Genomic DNA, 26,240 nt, shown 5'->3' with positions numbered 1-26,240 from the left:
AACCGAGATTCCCCGCCCTATCTCAGACTACAGGATATATAATTACTAAAAGAACCGAACACAATTGCCAGTCAGCAATGCAGGCGCAGCAAACTTACGGAGCTTTTTATGGATAACAGAAATAAAATTATTGGCATTATCAGCCTGCTTATCATTATACTTATAGCCGCCCTCGCCTTTTATAATTACAAGGGTTTTCACTCCGTTGAAACAGGCTCAACCAATGCTTCAGTACCGACAGAAGTAGCAAGCCCTCCGGAAGGCGGCAGCTAGTCAAGAGCTCAATTGATAAAATCGTCCTCAACGTCATCCTGAACGTAGTGAAGGATCTCCTGAATCTGGCTCAGCTCTAAGCAGTTTCAGATCCTTTGCTACGCTCAGGATGACGCACTGGGGAATTACAAATTTTTTCATTCCTTTAACGATTCTTTACTGTATGAATTTCTAAAAACCGGTGTAATATTCACACTTATTTTTTCTAACTCTCAACGAAGTCAGGTGAAAAAGTGGATAGTAAAAAATTAACAGTAGGATTAGTTCAACAGCAGTGGTATCCAAATACTGACAAGCACAAGGAAGAATTGAGTAAAGGTATTCTTCATGCGGCCAGACAAGGAGCTAAACTGATTTGTCTGCAGGAATTAACCCTGTCCCCCTACTTCTGTACCAGTCCTTCTGTTGATCCAGAACCCTATATGGAAGATATCAAAACAGGTCCCACCGCCCAGTTTGTAGGCCAGATGGCAAAAACCGCAAATGCTACTATTACTGCTTCATTGTTTGAGAAAGAGGGCTATAACACGGCAGTCGCTTTCGATAACAAGGGTGAGTTAATAGCTGTCACACGTAAACAACACATCCCTAGCGGCGAAAAATACCATGAGGATTATTATTTTAAACCGGGAGATTCTGACTATCCGATCCACAGGATTGCCGATCATCAGGCCGGGCTTCCGACTTGTTATGATCAATGGTTTCCCGAGTTGTCCCGTATTTATGGCCTTAAAGGGGCAGAACTTTTAATTTATCCTACCGCCATTGGCGCCGAACCCACTGCACCGGAATTTGACAGTCAACCGATGTGGCAGAAAGTGATGATTGCTCAGGGTATTATGGCTAACTGCTTTATCATCGCCGTCAACCGGATTGGCACAGAAGAAGGCCTGGAATTTTACGGCAGCAGTTTTATTTCAAATCCCTTTGGTGAAATTATTGCCGAGGCTCCCCGCCATGAACCCGCAGTAGTGGTTGCAGAACTCGATTTTAATCAAAGAGACTTATGGGGTCGATTATTTCCATTCCCAAAACAAAGACAGCCAGCAACTTATCATGACTTGTTGAAACCTCATCAACCAACAGGATGCCCCTGATGCCTATCCAACCATCTTCCGAGAATTTTTATAATATCTCCCATTGGGGAGAAGGCTATTTTTCAATCAATAACAAGGGCAATATTGAAGTCAGCAAACATCCGCATAAGCCGGGTGTAGAGCTTCAAGCCATTGTTAATAGTGCCAGCCGCGCCGGTCTGCAACTACCTTTACTTATTCGATTTGTCGATATTCTGCATGATCGGGTCGCAAAACTTCATGAAGCCTTTTATGAAGCGATTGAGGAAATTAATTATCAGGGAAGATACAAACTGGTTTATCCAATCAAGGTCAACCAGGAGCAATGCGTGGTCCGCGAACTGCTTAAATCGCCGCATTTCAGCGTAGGCCTTGAGGCGGGAAGCAAACCGGAGTTAATGGCTGTTATCGGTATGCTTAGCCATCAAAGAACAACCATCGTATGCAATGGCTATAAAGATAGCGGCTATATTCGTATTGCGCTTATTGCTCAGCAAATGGGGCATCAGGTTTTTATAGTCATTGAAAAACAATCCGAACTTGAGATTTTACTCAAAGAAGCTGCTCGTCTGGGTGTTAAACCCAGCATCGGCATCCGCATTCGACTGGTTACCAAAGGCGCTGGCAAGTGGGAAAATACAGGAGGAGCAAAGTCAAAATTCGGGCTGAATGCCGAACAGGTGCTCGAGGTAGTCAGCAAGCTGAAAGCGCATAACGCATTAGACTGCCTTCAGCTTATGCACTGTCATTTAGGCTCACAAATTGCCAATATTCATGATATTCGCCACTGTATGCTGGAAGTTGGCCGCTATTATGTTGAATTAAGACGGCTCGAGGCCCCAATTGGCACTATTGATGTCGGCGGCGGATTAGGAGTGGACTACGAAGGCACTCGCTCGAGTACCGGCTGCTCAATGAATTATACCGTCAATGAATATGCGACCAATATTCTGCTGGCACTTCGGCACATGTGTGAAGAAGCCAATATGCCAGAGCCGGATATTATCTCTGAATCTGGCCGTGCCTTGACGGCACATCATGCGGTACTGATATCCAATATCACCGATGTGGAAATTATCAGAAAATCGTCTTCTTTACCTAAAATCGACGCCAATGATTCACACGTCATCCGGGATATCTGGGATACCTATCAATCCATTAGTGACAGCTTACCGAGTGAAATTTACAATTATGCCCGGCATTCGCTTGATGAAGCCCACTCAATGTTTAAGCATGGCGTGATAAGCCTTCAGGAAAAAGCGAAAGTTGAGCAGCTTTTTACTGTAATTTGTCTGGAAATTCAGAATAGGCTCGATCCGGAGAGTCCAGGAGATAATGAATTAATTGCTTTAATTCATGAGCAAATGGCCGCCAAAATTTTTTGCAACCTTTCTTTTTTTCAGTCACTGCCAGATGCCTGGGCCATTGGCCAGATTTTTCCAGTAGCGCCTATTACTCATTTAACCGAAGCGCCTGCAATGCACAGTATCTTACAGGATTTAACCTGTGACTCTGATGGCACTCTTAAACAGTATACAGGCAGTTCACGTATACATCCGACATTAATGCTGCCCCATTTTGACCCGCAAAATCCCTATGCGATTGCTTTTTTTATGGTAGGAGCCTACCAGGAAATTCTCGGTAATCTGCATAATTTATTTGGCGATACCAATTCCCTCGATGTAAAATTGTCAGATAATCAAGGGTTTGAAATTAATGATTTGGTCAGCGGGGATACTGTAACCAATGTGTTAAATATGGCTCATTATGATACAAAAAGATTGCTGCAATCTTATGAGAAACAATTGTTAAACACGGATCTTCCTGAGGAAAGCATTAACACCTATTTAAATGAATTGCGTAGTGTATTTTCACAACTGACTTATCTTAACAGCAACAAAACAAAGGGATCTTTATGATTACTCCGCGACAAGCCGGATATTACATGCCCGCCGAATGGTATCCTCATGCAGCTTGCTGGATGGCCTGGCCACGCCATTTACAAACCTGGTCAGCAATTGGGCTGGAACGCGCCCGAAAAGCGTATGCAAAAGTCGCCAAGGCTATAAGTCAATACGAGCCAGTGATGATGCTGGTTCAGCCTGGTGAAGAAGCGCAGGTGGCAGAATACTGTAATGACAGTGTCCGCATAATCCCTTTGCCCCTGGATGACTCCTGGACACGGGATACCGGAGCGACTTTCCTTCTTAATGATCAATATGAGCTGGCAGGAATTGACTGGATCCATAACGCCTGGGGTGGAAACTATCTCGAGTATGAACTGGATCAGGAAATTGCCAAAGCCCTTATTCATTATACTGAGGCCCGCTATTTTAAAGCACCGCTGGTTATGGAAGGCGGCTCGTTTCACGTCGATGGCGAGGGCACTGTTCTGACTACCCGTGAATGCCTGCTCAACAAAAATCGTAATCCTCAGCTCGGCCAGCATCAGATCGAAAGTTATTTACATGAGTTTCTGGGAACAGAACAAGCGATTTGGCTAAATAGAGGATTAATTGGCGACGAAACTGATGGACACATCGATGAAATCGCCTGCTTCATTGAGCCAGCCAAAGTATTAGCCCTGACCACCAGCGACAAAACGGATGCTAACTATTACCTGCTTCAGGAAAACCTGGAAATTTTAAAAACCGCTCGTGACGCCAAAGGACGTGCACTGGAGGTAGTCACTGTCGAACAGCCCCCCGCCACTTATATGAATGATGAGCGTCTCACCTTATCCTATATTAACTTCTATCGCGCCAACCAGGGTATTGTAATGCCTTCTTTCGGCCATGCAAGTTACGATGAAGCCGCGTTTGTTCTGTTTAAACAACTGTTTCCCACCTGTCGGATCAGCCAAATCGACGCACTGGATGTGTTTGCTGGCGGCGGTGGAATACACTGTATAACTCAGCAGCAACCCGTGTCCAGATAAACTATTGTTTCAAGAAAGGAAGCATTATGAACATTCCTGTTTGGCAGCCCAAGCATTCTGAAGAAAGCAGAATGTGGCAATTTATGCGCTACGTTGAAAAATCCTTCTCATTGGATTTTAATCACTATGAGCAATTATATGACTGGTCTATCCAGGAACCTGCACAATTCTGGCAAGCCATAGCGGATTTTTTCGGCATAGAATGGGATGATTCAGCTGAAGAGGTTTTAAATCATCATGAGCATATGCTGGAAGCCAGATGGTTTGAAGGAGCACGCTTTAATTTCGCCAGCCAATTATTGAAACGCAATGACGATTACCCCGCCATTGTAAGTATTGATGAAAATGGAAAACGTGAACAGCTAAGCTATAAACAATTACGACAGCAAGTGGCCTATTGTACCCAGGGTCTTCTCGATGCCGGCGTTTGCAAAGGCGACCGAGTGGCCGCTATTATGCCCAATGTCGCCCATACCATCATCGCCATGCTGGCAACCAGCTCAGTGGGTGCAATCTGGTCGTCCTGCTCCCCCGATTTCGGCGCTCAGGCGGCCATTGACCGGCTTGGCCAGGTTGAACCCAAAGTTTTATTTGCCTGTAATGGCCACCAGTATATGGGCAAAACACATCTCGCCGAAGACAAAATTGCAGAATTAAAAAAAGCGATTCCCTCTATACAGCAGGTCATTATTTCCCCGATCATCAATGAGCCTTTTAATATCGACGCAATCGATAAGGCCGTCTGGTGGCAAGACTTTCTTAAGCCTGCTGCAGATTGCCAGTTTACCTCCCTGCCTTTTGCGCATCCGCTTTATATTCTTTTCTCATCAGGAACAACCGGTAAGCCCAAATGTATCATGCACGGCGCTGGCGGCACTTTATTGCAGCATATTAAGGAACTTGGGCTGCACAGTAATATTTCAGAACAGGATAACCTTTGTTTTTATACAACCTGCGGCTGGATGATGTGGAACTGGATGGTTTCTGTGCTGGCCTTAGGCGCGACATTAACCCTTTATGAAGGGGCTCCCAATTTTCCTGACGCCTATCGGTTATTTCAATTGGCAGATGAAGAAGGGGTTACCGTGTTTGGAACCAGTGCCAAGTTTCTCTCTGCTGTTGAAAAAGCGGGAGCCACTCCAGGCTCGCGCTATTCCATGCCCTCATTAAAAGCTATTTTATCGACAGGTTCCCCGCTGCTGCCCAAAAATTATGATTTTGTCTATCAGCAAATCAAATCCGATGTGCAGTTAAGTTCAATTTCCGGCGGCACAGACATCGTCTCCTGCTTTGCATTGGGTAACCCGATACTGCCCGTTTACCGCGGCGAACTGCAATGCCGCGGTTTAGGCATGGCAGTGAAAATTTATAATGAAGAAGGTCAGGCGGTACAGGAAGAATGCGGGGAGCTGGTATGCACTCAGGCATTTCCCTCAATGCCCATAGGCTTTTGGAATGATCCTGATAAAAAAGCCTATAAGCATGCTTATTTTGAACGATTTGAAAAGGTATGGGCTCATGGTGATTTTGCTGAACTTACACCGCACAAAGGCCTGATTATTTATGGGCGTTCCGATGCAGTATTAAATCCCGGCGGCGTAAGAATAGGCACCGCTGAAATCTATCGTCAGGTCGAAAAAGTGGAAGAGGTGCTGGAAAGCATCGTAATTGCCCAGAAATGGGAGGACGATGTACGAGTCGTTTTATTCGTCAAGCTGCGTAATGGTTATCAATTGACTGAGGAATTACAACATAAAATACGGGATATTATCCGCAAAAATGCCTCACCTCGACACGTGCCGGCCAGGATTTTGCAAGTGGCGGATATTCCGCGAACGATGAGCGGGAAAATTGTTGAAGTCGCGGTTAGACAGGTAGTTCATGGTGAGACAGTCAGCAATTTAAGTTCTCTGGCAAACCCGGAAGCACTGGAGTATTACCGGAATAGAGAAGAATTAAAGCAGTAATGGTCAATAACCTTGATGCGCAATGCATCAAGGTTAGTTTCAGACCACTATTAGCCCGCGGTAAAAATATTCAAACCATTTCCCAGATGACATTGGATGCTATATTCCTTAACCTTGCTGTAGTCAGCAGCACGCATTAATGTAATTTTCAATGCAGCCTTACCGTCCGCTGTCAGCTCAAATTTGCTATAGCCAAAGGCAGGTGTTCCAGGCAGAAATGGGTCGTTCAGGGTAAAATGACGATCTGAAGCGGTGACCAGTTGACCTGCTATCAGCATTACAGCGTTGGGTTGTATAGAGGTTGTGACATCAGGTAAAGGCATTTCCGAGACACAGTTTTTAACCGACCAGACAAAACTTAAGACTTGTCCGTGACTCACTGCATCGGCAACCTCTGGAAAACTGGTCAGCTCAGCTGCCTGAACAGAGAAAGCGGCTGCTGCCATTAAAGAGAGGACTGTTTTCTTCATTACTGCTCCTTGCTAAAAAAGCGTTAAGATGCCAAGAACTTTAATGAAAGTCAAATTCATATGAACTTCTTCTCTCTGCTATCTTGCTCAAAAACATAGCAAAATTTAAAAAATATATTCCCCTTATTGAAAAAATAGCGTATTATTAATCCATTGCGCCGATTTGAAATTTCAGCTTGCGGGCGCACAAGACCAGTCTCTGGTTTTTGTAAAACGGCTAAAGCGGATCACACATCCCATCCTGCCCTATTCCCGCCTGCTGTACTCCTCGTAGGTAATATAGACATATGATTGAATTAGTTGGGCTTCACAAATCTTACCATCAGGTAACTGCTCTGAATAACGTCAGTTTATTCATTCAGGAAGGTGAAATATTTGGCATAATTGGCCGCAGTGGTGCTGGAAAATCTACTTTACTGCGCAGTATCAATTTGCTTGAACGGCCAGATTCAGGCGAAGTTCTCGTTGACAATAAAGCAATGACTTCACTGACCGAATCTGAGCTGCGACAGGCCCGCCATAAAATAGCCATGATTTTTCAGCATTTTAATCTCCTGCAATCAAAGACCGTGTATGACAATATCGCACTGCCCATGCGGATACAGGGCATCAGCGAAGATGAAATCGCCATAAAGATTGAAGAATTATTACCACTGGTCGAATTGCAGGACAAAAAACATGCCTATCCAGCCCAATTAAGCGGAGGTCAGAAGCAACGGGTCGCCATTGCGCGTGCTTTGAGCTGTTCACCCAAAATCCTTCTTTGTGACGAAGCAACCTCGGCCCTGGATCCTGAAACCACCGAGTCCATTTTATCGCTGTTAAAAAAAATAAATGGAGTCTATGGGATTACCATCGTTCTGATTACCCATGAAATGGATGTAGTAAAGCGAATTTGCCATCGCCTGGCGGTTATGGAAAAAGGCCAGATTATTGAGGTTACTTCGCTGGCCAGTGCATTTAAGGATCCCCAAAGTCTGGCAAGGAATATGTTATATTCCCAATTAAGCCCGCAATTACCACCATGCCTGGCTGGCACACTGACTCAGAAACCCAATAATAAACCTCTGCTGCGTTTACTCTTTCAGGGCGACAATGCCACCGTACCCTTCATTAGTAAAACCAGTCGGGAATTGCATATTGATATTAACATTCTGCTGGCTAATATTGATCGTTTCGATACGGTGACCTGTGGGGTGCTGGTTGTAGAACTGATAGCGGATGACAACTTGTTAACTGCTTTTATTGAGCGTTGTGAGAAAGCCAATTTAACTGTGGAGATTTTAGGTTATGTCACTGAACCTGCTTTATGATGTTGTTCAAGCCAGTCTTGAGACAGTTTATATGACGGCAGTAAGCACTATTCTGGCAACTTTACTGGGTCTGCCCCTGGGTACCTTATTATTTACTTCCTCCAGAATAAGACCGCATGCCTGGATTAATCGTTTTACCGCCGGCCTGATTAATTTTACACGTTCAATTCCCTTTATTATATTACTGGTCGCCTTAATTCCCTTCACACGCCTCTTGATAGGCACGTCCATTGGAATCAATGCCGCTATTGTTCCCTTAACCATTGGTGCTATCCCTTTTTATGCACGTCTGGTGGATAATATTTATCAGGGACTTCCCGCTGGCCTGATTGAAACCGGCTTTTCCATGGGCGCAAATACCTGGCAAATGATTAAACACATTTTACTACCCGAAGCCTTCCCATCGCTCATCCAGGCCACCACGGTGACTGCTATAGCGCTGGTTAACTATACCGCAATGGCCGGTACAATCGGCGGAGGCGGTCTTGGAGATCTGGCTATCCGTTACGGCTATCAGCGCTTTAATTCGACCGTAATGATCGTCACCGTAATCATTCTTGTCGGTATCGTCCAGTTATTACAAATGGCAGGTGACCGATTGACCAGACGCTACACTCATTGTTAACAGGAGATTTTTCATGCGCTTATTTTCCATTATTTTTCTAAGTCTTAGTTTATTGGCATGCAGTAAGCCCTCCCCTAATACTCTGATTATAGGAACCATCTCCGGCCCGGAAACCGACCTGGTGGAAGCCGCCAAAGAAGTAGCACTGACACAATATGATTTAGCAGTAAAAATTGTTGAATTCAATGACTATAACTTGCCAAATGAAGCGCTACAGGATGGGAGCATTGATGCCAACGTCTATCAGCATCTTCCCTATTTGAAAGCCTCCATGAAAGCCCACGGCTATACGCTCGAACCTATTGGCAAAACCTTTGTTTACCCAACAGGGATCTACTCCAGCAAACATAAAGCTATCAGCGAAATCGGCGATAATGCCATCATCGCTATTCCAAATGATCCCAGTAACGAGGAAAGAGCCCTTCTTTTAATGCAAAAAGCCGGCTTGATTCAATTAAAGAAAGACGACACTACAATGACTGTTGCGGATATTTCCGAAAATCCCAAACACCTGCAAATCAAGGAAATGGACGCAGGCCAATTGCCGCGCGTGCTGGATGATGTGGATGCAGCGATCATCAACACTACATTCGCCATTCCAGCCGGCCTTGACCCACTTAAAGACGCCATTTTTGTTGAGGATAAAAACTCACCCTATGCCAATTTAATTGTCATTAATCAAAACAGTGAAAAGAAAGTACAACTCGAAGAGTTTGTTAAGGCTTTCCAATCACCTCAAGTCAAAGCAAAAGCCAAAGAGTTATTTGGTGACGCAGCAATACCAGCCTGGGAATAAGCGTCGTCTATCTGACGCTCCAGAATCACGTCATTCCTGCGTCCGACAGGAATGACGTGGTTGAATCTAAGCTGCCAGGTCCATTCCATTTGACTGTTAATCATTAGGTCGGCGGTTCGAGCCCGTCCCGGGGAGCCATATCCCACAAGGCTTCTAAGCTCTCTGTTCTAAATCTTAAATTTTTCGTGTCGAATATGTGTCGAAGTTTGGAGTGAAATGCCGAAAGTCATTTTCTTTACCACCTAATATTTTGTTACCTCTTTCATAATCTATAATCTGAATATTATAAAACTATTTTATTAAGGAAGATTTATAATGATTTCATATGAAATTGTTTGTATACAAAAACCAAAGGGGTTACTACTAGGAAATGACAAAATCACACATATATGTTACAGAAATGGACAATCAAAGCAAATAATAAGTATTCAACAAGCAATTCAAATGATTACAAATAAGCAATGTACTTTCTATGTTAAAGATCAAATCACCCAAAATCCCATAAATGTAATTGTAGTAAATCGCGGATATGGGATATTAACACCTAATGATGCATATCTCCGAACTATTGCAAATGGCATAGAAACGGACAATCTAGAGCAATTACCAGAATGCTGATCTATTTTAAAAAGATTATGGATGGGGGCTTTAAAATCACGCTAATAATCTTTTTCAAAATTTATAACAAAGATGAGTTATCAAATGACGACTAAAGATCAAAATAAGTTAGCAGCTATTTATGCGCCGCTGCTTGTATTCATTGCCTGTTTTATTGTGATTGTCTTCTCAATTAGTCAAATAATCGGTATGGCAAAATCAGTTGCTCGTTGCCAGTCAAGTACAAAGTGAACAATATAATTTCGCGTCAGTTAATTCACTCATTCAAAGCTCGTCCCCAATAAATTATAAAGAACTTAAAACAAAGCTATCAGAATCCTTTCAAAACGAATCAACATTTCAAGCAGAATTAAATATAGACCCGCAAATTGAAAAACTCTCTATTACCGAGCAAAACTATCTCATCAGATTGAAATTAGTTGAATGGAGGACAGAACAACTACAAGATCAAATATCTAAAATTTTATCCACGTCATCTGAGTCCTTAATATTTGAAACTTGGTTCTAGTTCTACAGTTTGCTTATCTGGGCTAGCTCAATTGTTGGAGGTCAAATTTTAACTTTTCATACAAACAAATTAATTTATATGTTGGGGTAAATCTAAAGAGAAAATTTATGATTAAAACAAAAAAAAGAAATCATTATCTACCACGTTTCTACCTTAAGGGTTTTTGTGATTCTAATTCTCGGGTTTGGATGTACGATAAAACAAATCCTATGCAACCTGTTGATGGTGCGCCCGGTGATATGGGATTGGTTAAAAAGTTATACCATTTAGAAAGTAATGAAAAATGCTAAAGATGAAATTGAAAATTACTTTGAAAAAACTGTTGAAACTCCAGCTTCACCTGCATTTAAAAGACTTTTAAATAAAGAATTTCCAAATGAGACTGATAAACAAAAATTATCTTTATTTTTTGGTATGTTAATGGTTAGAACACCTGTTTATATCGATAGCTTAAGTATGCAGCATTCACAAGGGCTAAAAAAAAAAAGCAAAAGCAGGTGCTTCCAATAAAAATTATTTTCATTCAATTTACAAAAAAATACATCCGGAACTTGATGAAACTGCCATAGAAAAAGACAGATATTATATTCTAAACAACGAGATTTCCGTAGAATTAAACAATGATTACACATTAGTTACTATGGTAATGTTAGGGTTAGAAATAGCCCCTTTATTACAGAAAATGAAATGGGTTCTAATTGAAACTAATAAGGAGCTACCATTTATAACCTCAGATAATTTCATGCATGTTTCTCACCCCACTCTCAGCACTGGTTATTATGGATTAAGTTTGGCAATGCTTGATGTATGTGTTTACATACCGCTCTCTAAGAATTTGAGCTTACTGATGGTAAACAGAAATAATTTTAATGAAAATGTTGTTTATGACATAAACAACCCGCCCAATTTAAATGGAAACAAAATTAATCTAAAGGAATTAATTGAATCTTATAATAAAAAAATATTTTGTGAATGCAAAAAATATGTCTTTGCAGATTCTAATTCTGAAGAATTAAAAACTTGTTTTAATGATCTTTTAAATAAAGCAAAGCTAATAGAAGATAATTTAAAATAATACAAGCCCGCTTACTTGTATACGGGAAGCCCAATTCAACACATCGCTTTTTCGGTACAACACCTTGCGACCAATTTTTAAATAGGGAACACCACCTCCCGCCCAGCGGTTACGTTCAAGTAACTGGGTGGAGCAGCTTAATACTGCCGCGATGGTTTGTTGATTAAAAAGCGCAGAATGTGGCGCAGATTCAAATTCGTTTAATAAATGTAACCGGGGATGGTTTTTGAACAGACATAAGGGACTCCGCAAGTGATTATTCATTCAGCATAATGCCGACCTGCACCGTCCTTGGGGATGAATTCAAATGCCTATCCGACTAAACTTGGACAAGTAATTGATATTCACTAGCCTTTTGGCTATGAAAGCTTCTACTTCAAGCTCGGAAAAAAGTATTGCGTATTCCTTCAAACTTTGTCAAGAAAAAAAGATCGAATTCAAAGATATGTTTATTGGTTGATAATAATATTGTTCTAAACAATCGAATGTCCCTCATGCCCCACCGAAGAAAGCAAGGTTGGGACAGCTATAATCCAGTAATGGCGCGGGTGTCTCTCTTGTCCCCTAAGTCCCCGCATAATAAATTAATAATCAATAGGCCTCAAAAACGTTTATAGACATTTTTATCAAAAAAATAATAGCTAATGTTATACTCTGTTTTACTCGCATCAAATGCATCTTCAACTATATAGTATTGCCAGGAATTAGCTGCAGACCCTGTGTCTGATAGAGGGGATAACAGACAAAGATAAGATTTCTCGTCTTTGTCAATTCTATACCATAATGGATGTGAGATAATTGGAATATCCGGCTTTACGGATGGATTCATGGAGTAGTTTTCGGCCGATTCGGTACTAAATTTTTTATTAGCAATAATTAAATATGGTTTATCATCACAGGTCGCCCAACCATAAAGCTTATTGTCAATAATACTTTCATACTGTGCACTACAATTCCTGTCTGTTTTATCTGACAAACCAGCGTCATCGAGTAATTTCATGGTGAGCGTGTCATTAGCCGGCTCCATATTTTTACAGGATTGCAGAATCTCAACAGGCACCATTGCTGATAAGCCACCACTCCATAACATACTTATAATTAATACAGCTAACGGTTTTAAATACATTGCACTCCCCCTGCAGCCAAAAATTCAGAACTTAATTTCCAAAATATAGTTTTATTAATTCCAGATGTTGATATATATGTATATTCATAATACTTCCCATTAGATCCCCTTCTATTTAATGGCCTTGGTTCTTCCACGGAAAGAATATTGTGGGTCAAATCTGAAAATTTAAATCCTCTCGCATATCTGTATGCCTGCCTTCCATTTACCTTCAAATCGATCCCATCCCAAAAACATGCTCCATTTGAATAATCGATTCCATCATCTAAGGCGTTTCTAGCCGCTTTATACGCCAATTCTACACCTGGCGAATCGATTCCACACATCAAATTATAATAACGTTCATTCCTAGATTTGGGGTCAGTGGCATAAGCAAAATTTTTATCCTTTAATATCAATTCATTGATACTCTTAAATCCCTTTGCTTTCATCCTTCTTCGAGCTGCACTAGCAATACCCGCCATTTCCTCATAATTGTTAGACCAATGCGATTCCCCGTAGGCTAAAGCAGCTAGAGCTTGCTCTTCAGATACGCTTGCCGGATCTGGAATACAAGGAAGATCACGTGTGCAATATTTACTATCTGAAGATAAGGTCCAACTTGCATCAGGACAACCAGGAAAACTCAGGCAATAATTATGTGGAATATTAAAATAAGCATTCGTTCCGTCCGAGCAATACCATGTGTCCGCGCCAATAACCATATCGTAAGAAGTTTTTGAATAACAGGCAGGTTTTTCATATTTCGAGGGTACGACACCCCAAAAATACTGTTCCCCTAATAACTCACAAGCGCCATGATAGTCTGAGCCAATGACCATTTCACCAGTTCTTGGATGGTTAATAATGTATATTGCTTCAACAGGATAGGTCCAGAGAGAAATGCTATTCACCTTTTCACTATAGGCGTTACTAGATAACAAACTGAACAAACATACCAGTACAAAAAGCACATCCAATTTAAGAAAACCCTAATAAAATACTGCGATGCATTCTATTGCAGAGTGGTTTTATTTGCAAAAAATAGAATTAATGCATCTCATTTAGATTTGTTATGGGATTATCGGTAGCAAAATAGTTGGCGGCTCACATCATTAATCCTCTTTTGCCGATTCATTTAACTCAGCTTCAATTTCTTCAACTGTCGGTAAACTGCCTTTCAAATCAGTTGGAATTGATTTAGACAATGTATATTCCGAAACACCTATTGGGGCACTAATGTTTCGCAATGCGTATTCTGCAATGACTTTATTTTTCGATTTGCATAACAAGATTCCAATCGTTTGGTTATCCCCAGGCTTTCGTAATTGATCATCAACAGCTGCAAGATAAAAACCCAATTGTCCTGTATGTTCCGGTTTAAATTTCGTATTTTTCAATTCGATAACCACAAATGCTCGTAATTCGAGGTGGTAGAATAGTAGATCAACAAAAAACTCTTGGTCATCAAACGTCAAGGGCACTTGAGAACCGACAAATGCAAAACCTTGGCCAAGCTCAATGAGAAAGTCACGTATATGCGTAATTAAAGCATTTTCAATAGATCGTTCATGGGCTTTGCCTTGAATTGTCAGAAAATCGAAGTTATAGGGATCTTTCAATATTTCATTGGCTAAATCCGATTGTAATTCGGGTAAATGATGATGGTAATTAGAGGTTTTATTGCTGGTAATCGCTTGGCGTTCATACAAACTACTCTCGATCTGCATTTCAAGAATGGTTCTTGACCAACCATTTTTTATAGTTTGTTCAGCATACCATTCTCGCTTAAATTCATCTTTAACCATCTGCATTAAACGCACAATATGCCCCCAGGGCAATTGCGAAACGGGCTGTTTCGCAAATTCAATTTGAGGATAAAGTTGTGCAAATCGCCGCATGTATTCAAGGTTTCTTTTAGAAAACCCCTGCATTTCAGGGAATACTTGCCGAATATCATGTGAGAATTGCTCAAGAAAATGCGATCCCCATTGATGATTTTTTTGTTTCTCGATTAAATCAGTACCAAGTTCCCAATAGAACTTGATCAGCTCACTATTGGCAGCCAATGCTGCACGAATCTGTGCGGTTTGTAACCTTGTTTTGATATCGGTTAAAAAATGTTTGTAATCTTGGTTTAAGCGTAATGCGTCATCTTGAACTTTAATTTCTTTACTCATGAACTGCTCCTTGTGGTTGGATTGCTACTAGTGTTGCGGATGGCTGGACACCCATACACTTTAAAAAATAATCGGTAATTTGTTGCATCGGTTTTCTCAACCGCTCAACGTCGGTCACGATGTAACCGGCTGTGATATCACCGTTCATTTTATGGTTCATCAAACGCTTTAAAGCATAAGCCGAAATATCTAGTCCCTCTGCAATGGTAATAAAGGTGCGTCTTAAATCATGAACCGTAAAATGAATGCCTGAGAGTTTGGTCACATTGGCCATTTGCTTACGTGGCTCAATAATATGACCTGCTGCTCCCATACCGGGAAAAACATATTCATTAATCCTTTTTTGGCTGCGCGATAATAGCAGTTCATAAAGGTAACTAGAAAGAGGAAGTGTATGCGATTCATGGTTTTTAGTATCAAGTACGGTTAATGTTTTAGCGCTGAGATCAACTTGATCCCAGCGTAAAGTGGCAGCTTCCTGACGCCTTAATCCAGTTAGTATGATTAACATTAGGTAATCTCGCAAAACCTCACTTTGTAATTGTTGTACGCCAAGATACCAAGCAGCCAGTTCATGAGCTTTAATAAAACTTTGACGACGCTCTACACGATACCAGGCTTAAAATCACATTTTAATGTTTCATGGTTATATGATATACAAGCACTGTCTAGTTTAAAAAAAAATTTATTAAAATTTCATGTAAATTTTTATTCTGCCACTTACTTCCATCCTTAACCATCTGCATTAGAGCTACAATGTGTTCCCATGGTAATTGTGACACAGCTTGTGTCGTAATTAATGTATGTATGATAAGTTGCTTTATTGGTTAAATTTTTCAGCAGCGCTGTAACTTTTTTACCCGCAAATGCGGGTATGTTTGATTTTACCCGCACTTAAGGGTATAGTTGGTATTATTGGCAATTGAGGGTAAAATACAGGGTTTATGATTATTCGATCAGCAAAAGATTTGGCATTATATTTAAATGACAAGCGCAAGCAACTCAAAATGAGTCAATCTGAAGTCGGGGATTTAGTGGGTTTAAAACAGGATACTATATCAAAGTTTGAAAATAGCCCTGACAATAGTCGAATTGATACTTTATTTAGAATATTGTCCGCCCTGAATTTAAATATTAGCCTTGTTGAAAAAAATCAAGAAACTCATGAAGATATAGAATGGTAATGCGTAAATTATACCTATTGATGAATAATGAACTTGTGGGTGAGCTTATACAGGATAATGCAGGAGGCTTGAGTTTTTCCTATGTTGGGGACTGGATCTCCAAGCCACATTCGCGACCAGTATCTTTATCGTTGCCGTTAATAAATCAAAGGTTTTCAGGAGAAGTTGTTTATAACTTTTTTGATAACTTACTTCCTGATAATCCGCAGATAAGAGCCAGAATTCAAGCTCGTTTTCAGGCAAAATCATCACGACCCTTTGATTTATTGGCGTTAATTGGCAGTGATTGTGTTGGTGCTATACAAATTGTTGAACGTATTCCTCAGACACAGTGCCTCCGCATTGAAAGTCACGTTGTCAGTGAGGCCGAGATAGCTCGCACTTTACGTTCTTATCAAATCTCACCACTGGGAATGGATAAAGAGGATGATGAGTTTAGAATCTCAATAGCCGGTGCTCAGGAAAAAACCGCTTTTCTATACTACCAAAATGAATGGCATAAACCATTTGGACCTACACCAACAACTCACATATTCAAATTACCTATTGGATATTTACCGCATCAAGGAATTGATTTAAGTGAGAGTTGTGAGAATGAACATCTCTGTTTACTACTAGCCAGCAAATTTGGTTTAGAGGTTGCAAAATCAAAAATCTTACAATTCGAAGATGTAAAGGTGCTGGTTGTCGAAAGATTTGATAGAAAATGGAATCGTGATAACCGCTATATACTCAGGTTACCGCAAGAAGACCTATGCCAAGCATTGGGTTATTCACCAAATTTAAAATATCAATCAGATGGTGGGCCAGGCATTAAAGAAATTATGCAGCTACTTAATGGCTCACAGCAGCCTCAAAAAAATAGAGATGAATTTTTCAGAGCACAGGTTGTTTACTGGTGCCTTGGCGCTATTGATGCGCATGCCAAAAATTTCAGTATAAGTATACAACCGCAAGGCGGTTACCAGCTCACCCCCTTATACGACATCATTTCAGCCTATCCACTCGTGGAACAAAAACAGCTATCCTTTAAGAAATTGAAAATGGCAATGGCTTTATATGGTAAAAATAGTCATTATAAGATTGACGGTATTCAAAAAAGACATTTTATTGAAACGGCAAAATACGTTCAATACTCTAAAATTAAAGCAGCTCAGATTTTTGAACAAGTGATTGACCGTATTGATTCTGCTATCGATGAGGTCTCAACACAATTACCAAACCACTTCCCAGAAAAGATTGCGGATCCAATCTTCAAAGGGATGAGAGTTTTTAAGGATCGAATGATATCCACAGAATAACTAAATGTTCCTTAATCCAAATAAATCGTCATGAAATGTGATACTTCACCAAATCGATTATTTGCCACCAGTGAATCGGGTTAATATACCTATTGTGTTACTAGTCGATGAGGGAACAGGTAGTTCTGGTGCAATTACAGCTTTTGCATTGAAAGAAAACTCAAGCACATCCCATATCCTGGGTGAACGAACCAGCCCCACTTTGTCAGTGAATGCCAGCTTGGAATTAAAGGATGGCAACTATTTCAATTTAATGATACTGCGCATTGTATCAGCGGATGGAATTGAACAACCCTTATATTTAGATATTGATACCAATGCAGAGCATAATTTTTATTCGATGTTTAAACCAGAAGATGAAAGCATCAAACTGGCTATTCAGTACTTGACTCAACCTAATTACAAACGCTAATCAGAAAGTAGCGTTCCTTTGGTTTGTATAAGTCCCAGTAAGCGTACAGGAGATTCTGTAGCGTTTTGTACTTTCATTGGTGAAATAATAAGAAAACTCCCGACAGAGGGAAGCTGTTCTAAGTTAGTTGCGTTTTCGATGATTATTTTACCGGCGTTTAACAACAGGTGATGTACAGGATAACCAGACTCCGGTCTGTCAGGGGATAATGTATCAATACCCAGACCGCTGATTTGGCGTGACAGCAAATATTGTGCAGCCTCTGCAGAGACGCAAGGGAATTGGTAATTGTTATGATAGCGTTCCGGCTGACTCCAGAAACGACACCATCCTGTATGGATAAGCACAAATGCTGTTTGCGGAATCAGCCCGTACAGCTCTTCAAATTTTTTAATATCTTGTACACTAAGCACAGAAGACCCATCAGCGGTTGCAGAGATATCGATAACAACTGCGGGAATAATGAGCTGAGATAAAGGAATTTGTTCAACCGAGGCACCGCCGGGAACACAATGTGCAGGTGCATCCATATGAGTACCCACTCCTGCTTCCATGTTAAAGCGTTCAACGCGAAATTTTACATCAGTATCACAATCGCTATAATCGATGATCAACGAAGAAGAAAAACCGCATTTATTTTCCCAGGTGGGGCAATTTTCAGAGATTGTCTGGGTCAGGTCAATAATATGATAGGGAAATTCATAATTCATAGTCTTCCTTGACGATTCAGAAAAACCGTCTTTGCGAGCGTCAGCGAAGCAATCCAACCCCTAACTTTGTTCAAGGTTCGATCTGGATTGCTTCACTTTGTTCGCAAAGACAACAGATTAGTTGTTTGGAATATTGATTAGTATCGATAGTGATCTGGCTTGTAAGGTCCGTTGGCCTTCACACCCAAATATTCAGCTTGCTGTTTAGTCAAGGTCGTCAGCTTTGCCCCGATGCGTTTGAGATGCAGACGAGCCACTTTTTCGTCCAATAATTTAGGCAGTACATAAACCTGCTTTTGATATTGGCTGGCATTGGTGAATAATTCAATTTGTGCCAATACCTGATTGGAGAAAGAAGCTGACATCACAAAACTTGGATGTCCAGTCGCACAGCCCAGATTCACCAGGCGGCCTTCAGCCAGGACGATTAATCGTTTGCCGTCAGGGAAAATGACATGGTCCACCTGCGGTTTGATATTTTCCCATTGATATTGTTTCAGGCTCTGGATATCAATTTCTGAGTCGAAATGACCGATATTACAGAGAATCGCCTGATTGCGCATGCGAATCATATGCTCATGGGCTACCACATGATAATTTCCTGTGGCTGTTACCACGATATCCACTTCATGTGCCACATCATCGAGGGTTACTACGCGATATCCTTCCATTGCAGCCTGGAGAGCACAAATTGGGTCCACTTCGGTAATCCACACTGTGGCTCCCTGGCCGCGAAGCGCCTGAGCGCAGCCCTTACCCACATCGCCATAGCCCATAATCAAGGCAATCTTACCGGCAATCATGACATCAGTAGCCCGTTTAATCCCGTCAAGCAAGGATTCTCTGCAACCGTATAGGTTATCGAATTTGGATTTGGTGACCGAATCATTGACATTGATAGCAGGGATCATTAATTGATTGTTTCGGGCCATTTCATACAATCTGGCTACACCCGTGGTCGTTTCTTCTGAAACGCCATGAATGTTTTTCAGCATCTCAGGATACTTTTCGTGCAGAACCTGCGTTAAATCGCCGCCATCATCCAGCAACAGATTGGGAGTCCAACCATTTGGACCGCGCAATGTCTGTTCTACACACCACCAGTATTCCTCTTCTGTCTCGCCTTTCCAGGCAAACACGGGAACTCCCACTTCCGCCATCGCAGCAGCGGCATGATCCTGAGTAGAAAAAATATTGCAGGAAGACCATCTGACTTCAGCACCCAAAGCGATGAGAGTCTCAATCAGAACTGCCGTTTGAATCGTCATATGCAGACAACCTGCAATGCGAGCCCCCTTAAGCGGCTTTTGAGCAGCAAACTCTTCACGTAAGGCCATTAAGCCTGGCATTTCCGTTTCGGCGATGGCGATTTCCTTGCGTCCCCAGTCTGCAAGTGACAAATCAGCCACTTTATAATCTTGATGTGTTTGCAGGGTACTGGCTACATTCGTTGGTTTCATAATATTCCTTGCGTTAATAACTGACAGCTTATGAATTAAAGCGCCTTTTTTAAAGCATCGACTTTATCCAGCCTTTCCCAGGGAAAATCCGGTCTGCCGTAATGGCCATAAGTGGCTGTCTGACGGTAGATAGGTCTTAACAGTTCGTGATGATCAATAATACCCTGCGGCGTTAAATCGAAATGCTCGCGAATCAGGTTGATGATGGTATATTCCGGAAGAACCCCGGTGCCAAAGGTTTCTACACTGATGGAAGTAGGTTCCGCAACACCAATCGCATAGGAAACCTGAATCTCACATTTTTCTGCAATTCCTGCGGCGACCAGATTTTTAGCCACATGGCGCGCAGCGTAGGCCGCTGAACGATCAACCTTGGATGGATCTTTTCCTGAGAAGCAGCCGCCGCCATGTCTGGCCATGCCGCCATAAGTATCCACAATGATTTTTCTTCCGGTTAAACCGCAATCCCCTAAGGGCCCGCCGATTACAAATCGCCCGGTGGGATTAATAAAATAACGTGTTTTGCTATTCAACCATTCAGCTGGAATCACTTCATGAATGATTGCGGATTTGATTGTTTCAACCAGCTCATTATAACTCACATCAGGATGATGCTGGGTCGAAAATACAACCGTGTCCACAGCAACCGGCATACCATTCTCATAAAGAAGCGTCAGCTGGCATTTTGCATCGGGTCGTAACCAGGAAATGCTGCCATTTTTTCTGAGCTCTGCCTGCTTCTCCATCAAACGATGAGAGTAAGCAATCGGAGCAGGCATGTAAACATCGGTCTCGCGACTTGCATAACCAAACATTAAGCCCTGATCCCCTGCACCCAAAATTTTTGTGTCCTGATTGTCCACTCCACGGGCAATATCAGGCGATTGCTTGCCTATTGCCGAAAGAACGGCACAGGAGGCCCAATCAAAACCCATCTCCGAACTGTTATAGCCAATCTCTTTAATCACCTGACGGGTAATTTCTTCAACATCCACCCAGGCAGAAGTCGTGATTTCACCGCCGACTAAAACCATACCGGTTTTTACAAAAGTCTCACAGGCAACTCTTGCTTTGGGGTCTTTGCTAAGAATTGCATCAAGAATAGCGTCAGAAATCTGATCTGCGATTTTGTCAGGATGACCTTCAGAAACGGATTCTGAAGTAAATACTTTTAGCTCGGTCACTTCTATATTTCCTTTTAACGTTAATGCTCTGAGTTTGCGGCAAACAACATTGCTTCCCGGACCTCTTGGTTTAAATTGTCTGATGCTTATGTCGAGACGCGATTCATCAGGATGTAAAAACAGTTTCTGGCTTTATAGTAATAGGGGTCAATTACTTGTCATTTTTCATCATCGAAATAAATTGTTCAAACAGGATTTCAATATCATGAGGCCCCGGACTTGATTCAGGGTGTCCCTGAAATCCAAAAGCAGGCTTCGTTTTGTGTCTTATTCCCTGCAAACTATTATCAAACAAAGAGCGATGGGTCACTTCCAGACAATCTGGCAAACTGGCTTCATCAATTGAAAAGCCATGATTCTGACTGGTAATGAACACGCGTTTTTTCCCATCACATTCAGCCACGGGATGATTGGCGCCGTGATGGCCGAACTTCATTTTTAGTGATTTGCCGCCAGCAGCCAGCCCTAAAATTTGAAAACCAAGACAAATTCCAAATAACGGGATCCCCTCTTCCAGAAAAATTCGGGTTGCGTTGATTGCATAGTCGCAGGCTAATGGATCACCGGGTCCATTAGAGAGAAATACGCCATCAGGGTTTAGAGCGAGTACTTCTTCTGCGCTGGTTTTAGCAGGCACAAGGGTGATGTAACAGCCTTTGTCTTTCAGAATACGAAGAATGGTATGTTTCACACCAAAATCATAAGCCACTACATGGTATTGAAGCGGGCGCGAGTCTAATGCCCATTGCCCACGGCCTTCATCCCAGCGGTCAATTGCCTGACGCGACACTTCACAGGCCAGATCCGCACCATTTAACCCGCTAAAGGCCCGGGCTCTCTCAATCGCTTGCTCGGGTTTATCTGCCTGCGTACTGATGCAAGCCCCTATCGCCCCTTGTTCACGTAAATGAATAGTTAACTGGCGGGTATCAATCCCTGAAATAGCCACAACCCCATTTCGTTTTAACCATTCAGGTAATGATAGCGTCGAGCGATAATTACTGGGATATTGAGTGCAGTTACGCATAACCAGTCCTGCGGCCCAAATTCGTGATGATTCCATATCCTCTTCGTTACAACCGGTATTCCCTACATGTGCAGAGGTCAGTGTAATTATCTGGCGGGCATAGGAAGGGTCGGTGAGCATTTCCTGGTAACCAGTCATTGCCGTATTAAAAACGAGCTCTCCAACACAGTGGCCGGAAGCACCTGCAGAGAGTCCATGATAAAGCGTTCCATCAGCAAGAGCTAATATGGCTGGTTTATTCAACATGAAGAAAATCCTACAAATGGGCAATCATTAGTCTCGCTGCCATTGCGTGAAATCCCTTTGTATGCTGCGAGGCAGCAGCCAGTATAAGCTGCTTAATCCTGTATTCGCGCACATGGCGCGAATTCCTCAATGCGCTTCCTGAATGGCAGTGCCGTACAACGGCGGAAAAATACATCAAAGCCGTAATTGTAGCTCAGACTTGTTAAAATTTCATGTCTTCAAAAAACTTTTTTACACCATCAAACCAGGAGCTTGACTTGGGAGAATGGGTTTTTTTGCTACTGTCCAAAGATTCCTGTAATTTCGTTAACAGTTCTTTCTGTTCTTTGGATAAATTCACAGGCGTTTCTACTGCCACTTTACATAGCAAATCACCAACACCATGTCCGCGTACCGATTTCATACCCTTTCCGCGTAATCGAAACACTTTAGCAGTTTGTGTTTCAGGTGGAATTTTCAGACTAACGCGCCCCTCGAGAGTCGGTACTTCAATCGTGCCGCCTAAAGCTGCGGTGGCAAAGCTAATAGGCACTTCGCAATATAAATCACTCTCATGACGTTCAAAAATAGCATGTTGCTTGACATTAATCTGGACGTACAAATCACCCGAACCGCCGCCGTAAGCGCCAGCCTCCCCTTCGCCGGACAAACGAACGCGATCGCCATTATCCACACCTGCGGGAATTTTAACGGTTAATTTTTTACTTTCTCTGACTCGGCCTTGCCCATGACAGCTCGTGCAGGGATCAGTAATTATTTTACCTTCACCATGACAACCGGGGCATGTTTGCTGAATAGAAAAAAAGCCTTGCTGAATTCGTACCTGGCCTATCCCGCCACAGGTTTCACAATTTTTTGGGGTTGAACCGGCTTTTGCGCCCGAACCACTGCAGGTCTGGCAAGCCGCATGCCGGGGCACAGTGATTTCAACCTGCTTGCCCAGTGCTGCTTCTTCAAGCGTTAACTGAATATTATACTGTAAATCCGAGCCACGCTGCCCTCTGGACTGCCGGCTATGCGTGCGTCCGCCTGAGAAAATATTTTCAAAGATATCTTCAAACACATCGCCAAACCCGAATCCACCCTGGCCGCCAAAACCGCCTGCAGCACCATCTACACCCGCATGACCAAACTGATCATAGGCAGTCCGCTTTTGCGGATCGGACAACACTGCGTAGGCTCTTTGTACTTCTTTGAATTTATCTTCAGCGACATTATCATTTGGATTACGATCCGGATGATATTTCATTGCCAATTTTCGATAAGCTTTTTTTATTTCGCCTTCATTGGCTCCACGATTAACACCCAGAACCTCATAATAATCCCGTTGATCCATGACTGCACACACCAATAACTATGCTTTTACCCGGGGTAAAAACGGAATAATACAAAAAGAACGCCTGGTTTATCGAAACCGCGACGCTCTTCCACCTATTCTATACTATTAAATTGTAGCCCTTGCGAAATAAATGACATCCGGATTTCGCATTCTTAAGCAAAAAAACCTTGATGCGCTTCGCATATCAAGGCTACATTTAAATAAATCTCTGCTTTAGCATATGGGCGTCAACCTCAAAAGAAATACCCTCTCCCAAGTTGGGAGAGGGTAAGGGTGAGGGTTCACTTTAAACCCCTCTCTCTAACTCTCTCCCCTAAGGGGAGAGAGGATTTTTGGAAACTCTTAAGTTGGCGCCTGCACCGAAGAAGAAACAACCTTATTAAGGTTTTATTTCTTATCGTCCTGAACTTCCTCAAACTCAGCATCCACAACACCGTCAGAAGACTTGCCCGACTGAGTTTCACCAGCCTGTGACTGTTGGCCGGCATGAGGCGCTTCGCCACCTTGCTGGGCTTGTCCTTCAGCAGCTTTTTTGGCATAAACGCGTTCAGCCATTTTTCCAGAAGCGTCTGAGAGAACTTTCAATTTCTCTTCCATTTGCTCTTTATCATTGCCTTTCACAGCTTCTTTCAACTCGGCTATTGCAGACTCAATGCCTTTTTTCTCAGCATCATCGAGTTCTCCTGCCAGGTCAGTCAGTGATTTCTCACTGCTGTGAATTAAGCTGTCCGCCTGGTTGCGCAAGTCGGCCATCTCTTTAAATTTCTTGTCTTCTTCCGCGTGAGATTGAGCATCCTTAACCATTGCATCAACTTCTTCATCGCTGAGACCGCTGGACGCTTTAATGACGATAGATTGCGCTTTACCGGTTGCCTTGTCTTTTGCTGATACATTCAAGATACCGTTTGCATCAATGTCAAAAGTCACTTCAATCTGGGGCACGCCACGAGGCGCTGCAGGAATATCCGTCAAATCAAATCGACCAAGCGATTTATTAGCTGAAGCCTGCTCACGTTCTCCTTGTAAAACATGCACAGTGACCGCGGTTTGCCTATCATCAGCCGTGGAAAATACCTGATTTGCCTTGGTCGGTATAGTAGTATTCTTCTGAATTAACTTGGTCATTACACCACCCAGAGTTTCAATACCCAGAGAAAGCGGAGTAACGTCAAGCAGCAGAATATCTTTTACCTCACCGGACAATACAGCAGCCTGAATAGCCGCACCCACAGCAACCGCTTCGTCAGGGTTCACATCTTTACGCGGTTCTTTACCAAAGAAATCCTGTACTGTTTTTTGCACTAAAGGCATACGAGTCTGACCGCCTACGAGGATCACTTCATTAATCTGGGAAACAGTTAATCCAGCGTCTTTAAGTGCTGTTTTACAGGGTTCAATAGTACGTTCAACCAATTTCTCTACCAGTGACTCCAGCTTGGCACGGGTCAGCTTGATGTTCATATGTTTTGGACCACTGGAATCGGCAGTAATATAAGGCAGATTCACATCGGTCTGCTGAGCAGATGACAATTCAATTTTTGCCTTTTCTGCTGCATCTTTCAGCCGCTGCAGCGCTAATGGATCATTGTGCAGATCAATACCAGTGTCTTTCTTGAATTCAGCAGCCAGGTATTCAATCAATGCCAGGTCGAAATCTTCCCCGCCGAGGAATGTGTCACCGTTAGTAGCCAATACTTCAAACTGGTGTTCACCTTCAACTTCAGCAATTTCGATGATTGAAATATCAAATGTACCACCACCCAGGTCATAAACAGCGATTACTGAATCACCGCGTTTTTTGTCCATACCATAAGCAAGAGCTGCGGCAGTAGGTTCGTTAATAATACGTTTGACTTCCAGACCAGCAATACGACCCGCATCCTTGGTTGCCTGACGCTGAGAGTCATTGAAGTATGCAGGAACAGTGATTACCGCTTCTTTCACTTCTTCACCGAGATAATCTTCAGCGGTTTTTTTCATTTTGCGCAGTACTTCTGCAGAGATCTGCGGAGGCGCTTTATCCTGGCCTTTAACCTGAACCCAGGCATCGCCATTGTCTGCTTTGACAATTTTGTAAGGAACCATTTTAATGTCTTTCTGAACAACCGCATCATCAAAGCGGCGGCCGATTAAGCGCTTGACAGCAAACAAGGTTTTATCCGGATTGGTTACTGCCTGACGCTTGGCTGATTGCCCAACTAAAACTTCATCGTCTTCAGTAAATGCGACAATGGATGGCGTGGTACGATGACCTTCGCTATTCTCGATAACACGTACATTTTTACCTTCCATAACCGCAACACAGGAGTTAGTCGTACCTAAGTCAATACCAATAATTTTTGCCATTTGCCTTTGCTCCAATATAAATTTTTATTGCAATTAGTCCAACATATGGGGGTGAATCTAATAAATTCAAGCCAATATGCCTGCAAC

Annotated in this window: 27 protein-coding genes and 1 pseudogene; 16 read left to right on the top strand and 12 right to left on the bottom strand. The window is 42.3% G+C overall.

The window, feature by feature from the left end; translation table 11 throughout:
• Positions 1-108: 108 nt before the first annotated feature.
• The 5 genes from LXA66_RS13715 (at position 109) to LXA66_RS13695 (ending at position 6,254) form a co-directional block, all read left to right on the top strand.
• The gene (locus LXA66_RS13715) at positions 109-273 is read left to right on the top strand and encodes a hypothetical protein (protein ID WP_233013610.1); all 165 of its coding nucleotides are present in this window, start codon (positions 109-111) and stop codon (positions 271-273) included.
• A gap of 233 nt (positions 274-506) precedes the next feature.
• Positions 507-1,370 (top strand): carbon-nitrogen hydrolase, encoded by an 864-nt coding sequence (locus tag LXA66_RS13710; RefSeq protein WP_233013609.1) that lies wholly within the window; start codon positions 507-509, stop codon positions 1,368-1,370.
• Complete coding sequence (gene speA, locus LXA66_RS13705; RefSeq protein WP_233013608.1) at positions 1,370-3,268, top strand: biosynthetic arginine decarboxylase; 1,899 nt, start codon at positions 1,370-1,372, stop codon at positions 3,266-3,268. The genes LXA66_RS13710 and speA overlap by 1 nt, the downstream gene beginning before the upstream one ends.
• Positions 3,265-4,287, top strand: a complete 1,023-nt coding sequence (locus LXA66_RS13700; protein WP_255665371.1) for an agmatine/peptidylarginine deiminase — start codon at positions 3,265-3,267, stop codon at positions 4,285-4,287. Before speA ends, LXA66_RS13700 begins: the two co-directional genes overlap by 4 nt.
• Positions 4,288-4,313: 26 nt before the next feature.
• A complete protein-coding gene (locus tag LXA66_RS13695) occupies positions 4,314-6,254 on the top strand; it encodes an acetoacetate--CoA ligase (protein WP_233013607.1) in 1,941 nt (646 codons plus the stop codon).
• Between the two features lie 50 nt (positions 6,255-6,304).
• Here LXA66_RS13695 and LXA66_RS13690 read toward each other — a convergent pair whose 3' ends face one another.
• On the bottom strand, positions 6,305-6,724 hold the full coding sequence (locus LXA66_RS13690; RefSeq protein ID WP_233013606.1) for a VirK family protein: 420 nt from the start codon (positions 6,722-6,724) through the stop codon (positions 6,305-6,307).
• Between the two features lie 287 nt (positions 6,725-7,011).
• On the opposite strand from LXA66_RS13690, the gene LXA66_RS13685 reads away from it, so the two are divergent.
• The 8 genes from LXA66_RS13685 (at position 7,012) to LXA66_RS13650 (ending at position 11,659) form a co-directional block, all read left to right on the top strand.
• Complete coding sequence (locus LXA66_RS13685; RefSeq protein WP_233013605.1) at positions 7,012-8,037, top strand: methionine ABC transporter ATP-binding protein; 1,026 nt, start codon at positions 7,012-7,014, stop codon at positions 8,035-8,037.
• Positions 8,015-8,662: a methionine ABC transporter permease gene (locus LXA66_RS13680; protein WP_112218289.1), complete on the top strand. Its 648-nt coding sequence runs from the start codon at positions 8,015-8,017 to the stop codon at positions 8,660-8,662. Before LXA66_RS13685 ends, LXA66_RS13680 begins: the two co-directional genes overlap by 23 nt.
• Positions 8,663-8,675: 13 nt before the next feature.
• Positions 8,676-9,458, top strand: coding sequence for a MetQ/NlpA family ABC transporter substrate-binding protein (locus LXA66_RS13675; RefSeq protein ID WP_233013604.1), 783 nt, complete (start codon positions 8,676-8,678; stop codon positions 9,456-9,458).
• Between the two features lie 315 nt (positions 9,459-9,773).
• Positions 9,774-10,076 (top strand): DUF3892 domain-containing protein, encoded by a 303-nt coding sequence (locus tag LXA66_RS13670; RefSeq protein ID WP_233013603.1) that lies wholly within the window; start codon positions 9,774-9,776, stop codon positions 10,074-10,076.
• An 84-nt stretch (positions 10,077-10,160) separates the two neighbouring features.
• Complete coding sequence (locus LXA66_RS13665) at positions 10,161-10,307, top strand: hypothetical protein (protein ID WP_233013602.1); 147 nt, start codon at positions 10,161-10,163, stop codon at positions 10,305-10,307.
• A gap of 384 nt (positions 10,308-10,691) precedes the next feature.
• Entirely contained in the window at positions 10,692-10,874 is a 183-nt protein-coding gene (locus LXA66_RS13660) for a DUF4238 domain-containing protein (RefSeq protein ID WP_233013601.1), read from the top strand.
• Positions 10,861-11,094, top strand: coding sequence for a DUF4238 domain-containing protein (locus LXA66_RS13655; RefSeq protein ID WP_233013599.1), 234 nt, complete (start codon positions 10,861-10,863; stop codon positions 11,092-11,094). Before LXA66_RS13660 ends, LXA66_RS13655 begins: the two co-directional genes overlap by 14 nt.
• Before the next feature lie 16 nt (positions 11,095-11,110).
• The gene (locus LXA66_RS13650; protein WP_370637295.1) at positions 11,111-11,659 is read left to right on the top strand and encodes a DUF4238 domain-containing protein; all 549 of its coding nucleotides are present in this window, start codon (positions 11,111-11,113) and stop codon (positions 11,657-11,659) included.
• Here LXA66_RS13650 and LXA66_RS13645 read toward each other — a convergent pair.
• The 5 genes and pseudogenes from LXA66_RS13645 to LXA66_RS13625 form a co-directional block, all read right to left on the bottom strand.
• The gene (locus tag LXA66_RS13645) at positions 11,651-11,923 is read right to left on the bottom strand and encodes a DNA-binding protein (protein WP_233013597.1); all 273 of its coding nucleotides are present in this window, start codon (positions 11,921-11,923) and stop codon (positions 11,651-11,653) included. The two genes, LXA66_RS13650 and LXA66_RS13645, sit on opposite strands and share 9 nt — an antisense overlap.
• A 337-nt stretch (positions 11,924-12,260) precedes the next feature.
• Entirely contained in the window at positions 12,261-12,785 is a 525-nt protein-coding gene (locus LXA66_RS13640; RefSeq protein WP_233013596.1) for a hypothetical protein, read from the bottom strand.
• On the bottom strand, positions 12,776-13,738 hold the full coding sequence (locus tag LXA66_RS13635) for a hypothetical protein (RefSeq protein WP_233013953.1): 963 nt from the start codon (positions 13,736-13,738) through the stop codon (positions 12,776-12,778). Before LXA66_RS13635 ends, LXA66_RS13640 begins: the two co-directional genes overlap by 10 nt.
• A 141-nt stretch (positions 13,739-13,879) precedes the next feature.
• Positions 13,880-14,944 (bottom strand): YhcG family protein, encoded by a 1,065-nt coding sequence (locus LXA66_RS13630; RefSeq protein ID WP_233013595.1) that lies wholly within the window; start codon positions 14,942-14,944, stop codon positions 13,880-13,882.
• A pseudogene (locus tag LXA66_RS13625) lies at positions 14,937-15,563 on the bottom strand (tyrosine-type recombinase/integrase); the annotation flags it as partial. The pseudogene LXA66_RS13625 and the gene LXA66_RS13630, both read right to left, overlap by 8 nt.
• Positions 15,564-15,888: 325 nt before the next feature.
• On the opposite strand from LXA66_RS13625, the gene LXA66_RS13620 reads away from it, so the two are divergent.
• From LXA66_RS13620 to LXA66_RS13610, 3 genes are read left to right on the top strand one after another with little or no spacing between them, the layout of a single operon-like run.
• Positions 15,889-16,128: a helix-turn-helix domain-containing protein gene (locus LXA66_RS13620; RefSeq protein ID WP_233013594.1), complete on the top strand. Its 240-nt coding sequence runs from the start codon at positions 15,889-15,891 to the stop codon at positions 16,126-16,128.
• A complete protein-coding gene (locus LXA66_RS13615) occupies positions 16,128-17,429 on the top strand; it encodes a type II toxin-antitoxin system HipA family toxin (RefSeq protein ID WP_233013593.1) in 1,302 nt (433 codons plus the stop codon). Before LXA66_RS13620 ends, LXA66_RS13615 begins: the two co-directional genes overlap by 1 nt.
• A gap of 37 nt (positions 17,430-17,466) precedes the next feature.
• On the top strand, positions 17,467-17,841 hold the full coding sequence (locus LXA66_RS13610; RefSeq protein ID WP_233013592.1) for a S41 family peptidase: 375 nt from the start codon (positions 17,467-17,469) through the stop codon (positions 17,839-17,841).
• On the opposite strand, the gene LXA66_RS13605 is transcribed toward LXA66_RS13610, so the two are convergent.
• From LXA66_RS13605 to dnaK, 6 genes are all read right to left on the bottom strand, one after another.
• Positions 17,838-18,551: a cyclase family protein gene (locus LXA66_RS13605; RefSeq protein WP_233013591.1), complete on the bottom strand. Its 714-nt coding sequence runs from the start codon at positions 18,549-18,551 to the stop codon at positions 17,838-17,840. The genes LXA66_RS13610 and LXA66_RS13605 overlap by 4 nt on opposite strands.
• A 137-nt stretch (positions 18,552-18,688) precedes the next feature.
• On the bottom strand, positions 18,689-20,011 hold the full coding sequence (gene ahcY / locus LXA66_RS13600; protein ID WP_233013590.1) for an adenosylhomocysteinase: 1,323 nt from the start codon (positions 20,009-20,011) through the stop codon (positions 18,689-18,691).
• Between the two features lie 35 nt (positions 20,012-20,046).
• Positions 20,047-21,195 (bottom strand): methionine adenosyltransferase, encoded by a 1,149-nt coding sequence (gene metK / locus LXA66_RS13595; protein WP_058507557.1) that lies wholly within the window; start codon positions 21,193-21,195, stop codon positions 20,047-20,049.
• A gap of 151 nt (positions 21,196-21,346) precedes the next feature.
• Complete coding sequence (carA, locus tag LXA66_RS13590) at positions 21,347-22,468, bottom strand: glutamine-hydrolyzing carbamoyl-phosphate synthase small subunit (protein ID WP_233013589.1); 1,122 nt, start codon at positions 22,466-22,468, stop codon at positions 21,347-21,349.
• A 202-nt stretch (positions 22,469-22,670) separates the two neighbouring features.
• Positions 22,671-23,804 (bottom strand): molecular chaperone DnaJ, encoded by a 1,134-nt coding sequence (dnaJ, locus tag LXA66_RS13585; protein WP_233013588.1) that lies wholly within the window; start codon positions 23,802-23,804, stop codon positions 22,671-22,673.
• A gap of 390 nt (positions 23,805-24,194) precedes the next feature.
• Complete coding sequence (gene dnaK / locus LXA66_RS13580; protein WP_233013587.1) at positions 24,195-26,153, bottom strand: molecular chaperone DnaK; 1,959 nt, start codon at positions 26,151-26,153, stop codon at positions 24,195-24,197.
• Positions 26,154-26,240: the final 87 nt, after the last annotated feature.

The organism is Legionella sp. 16cNR16C, assembly GCF_021297775.1.
Classification (GTDB): domain Bacteria; phylum Pseudomonadota; class Gammaproteobacteria; order Legionellales; family Legionellaceae; genus Legionella_C; species Legionella_C quinlivanii_A.
The sequence above is the reverse complement of the archived record's forward strand: the minus strand, read 5'-3'. Positions and strand labels throughout refer to the sequence as shown.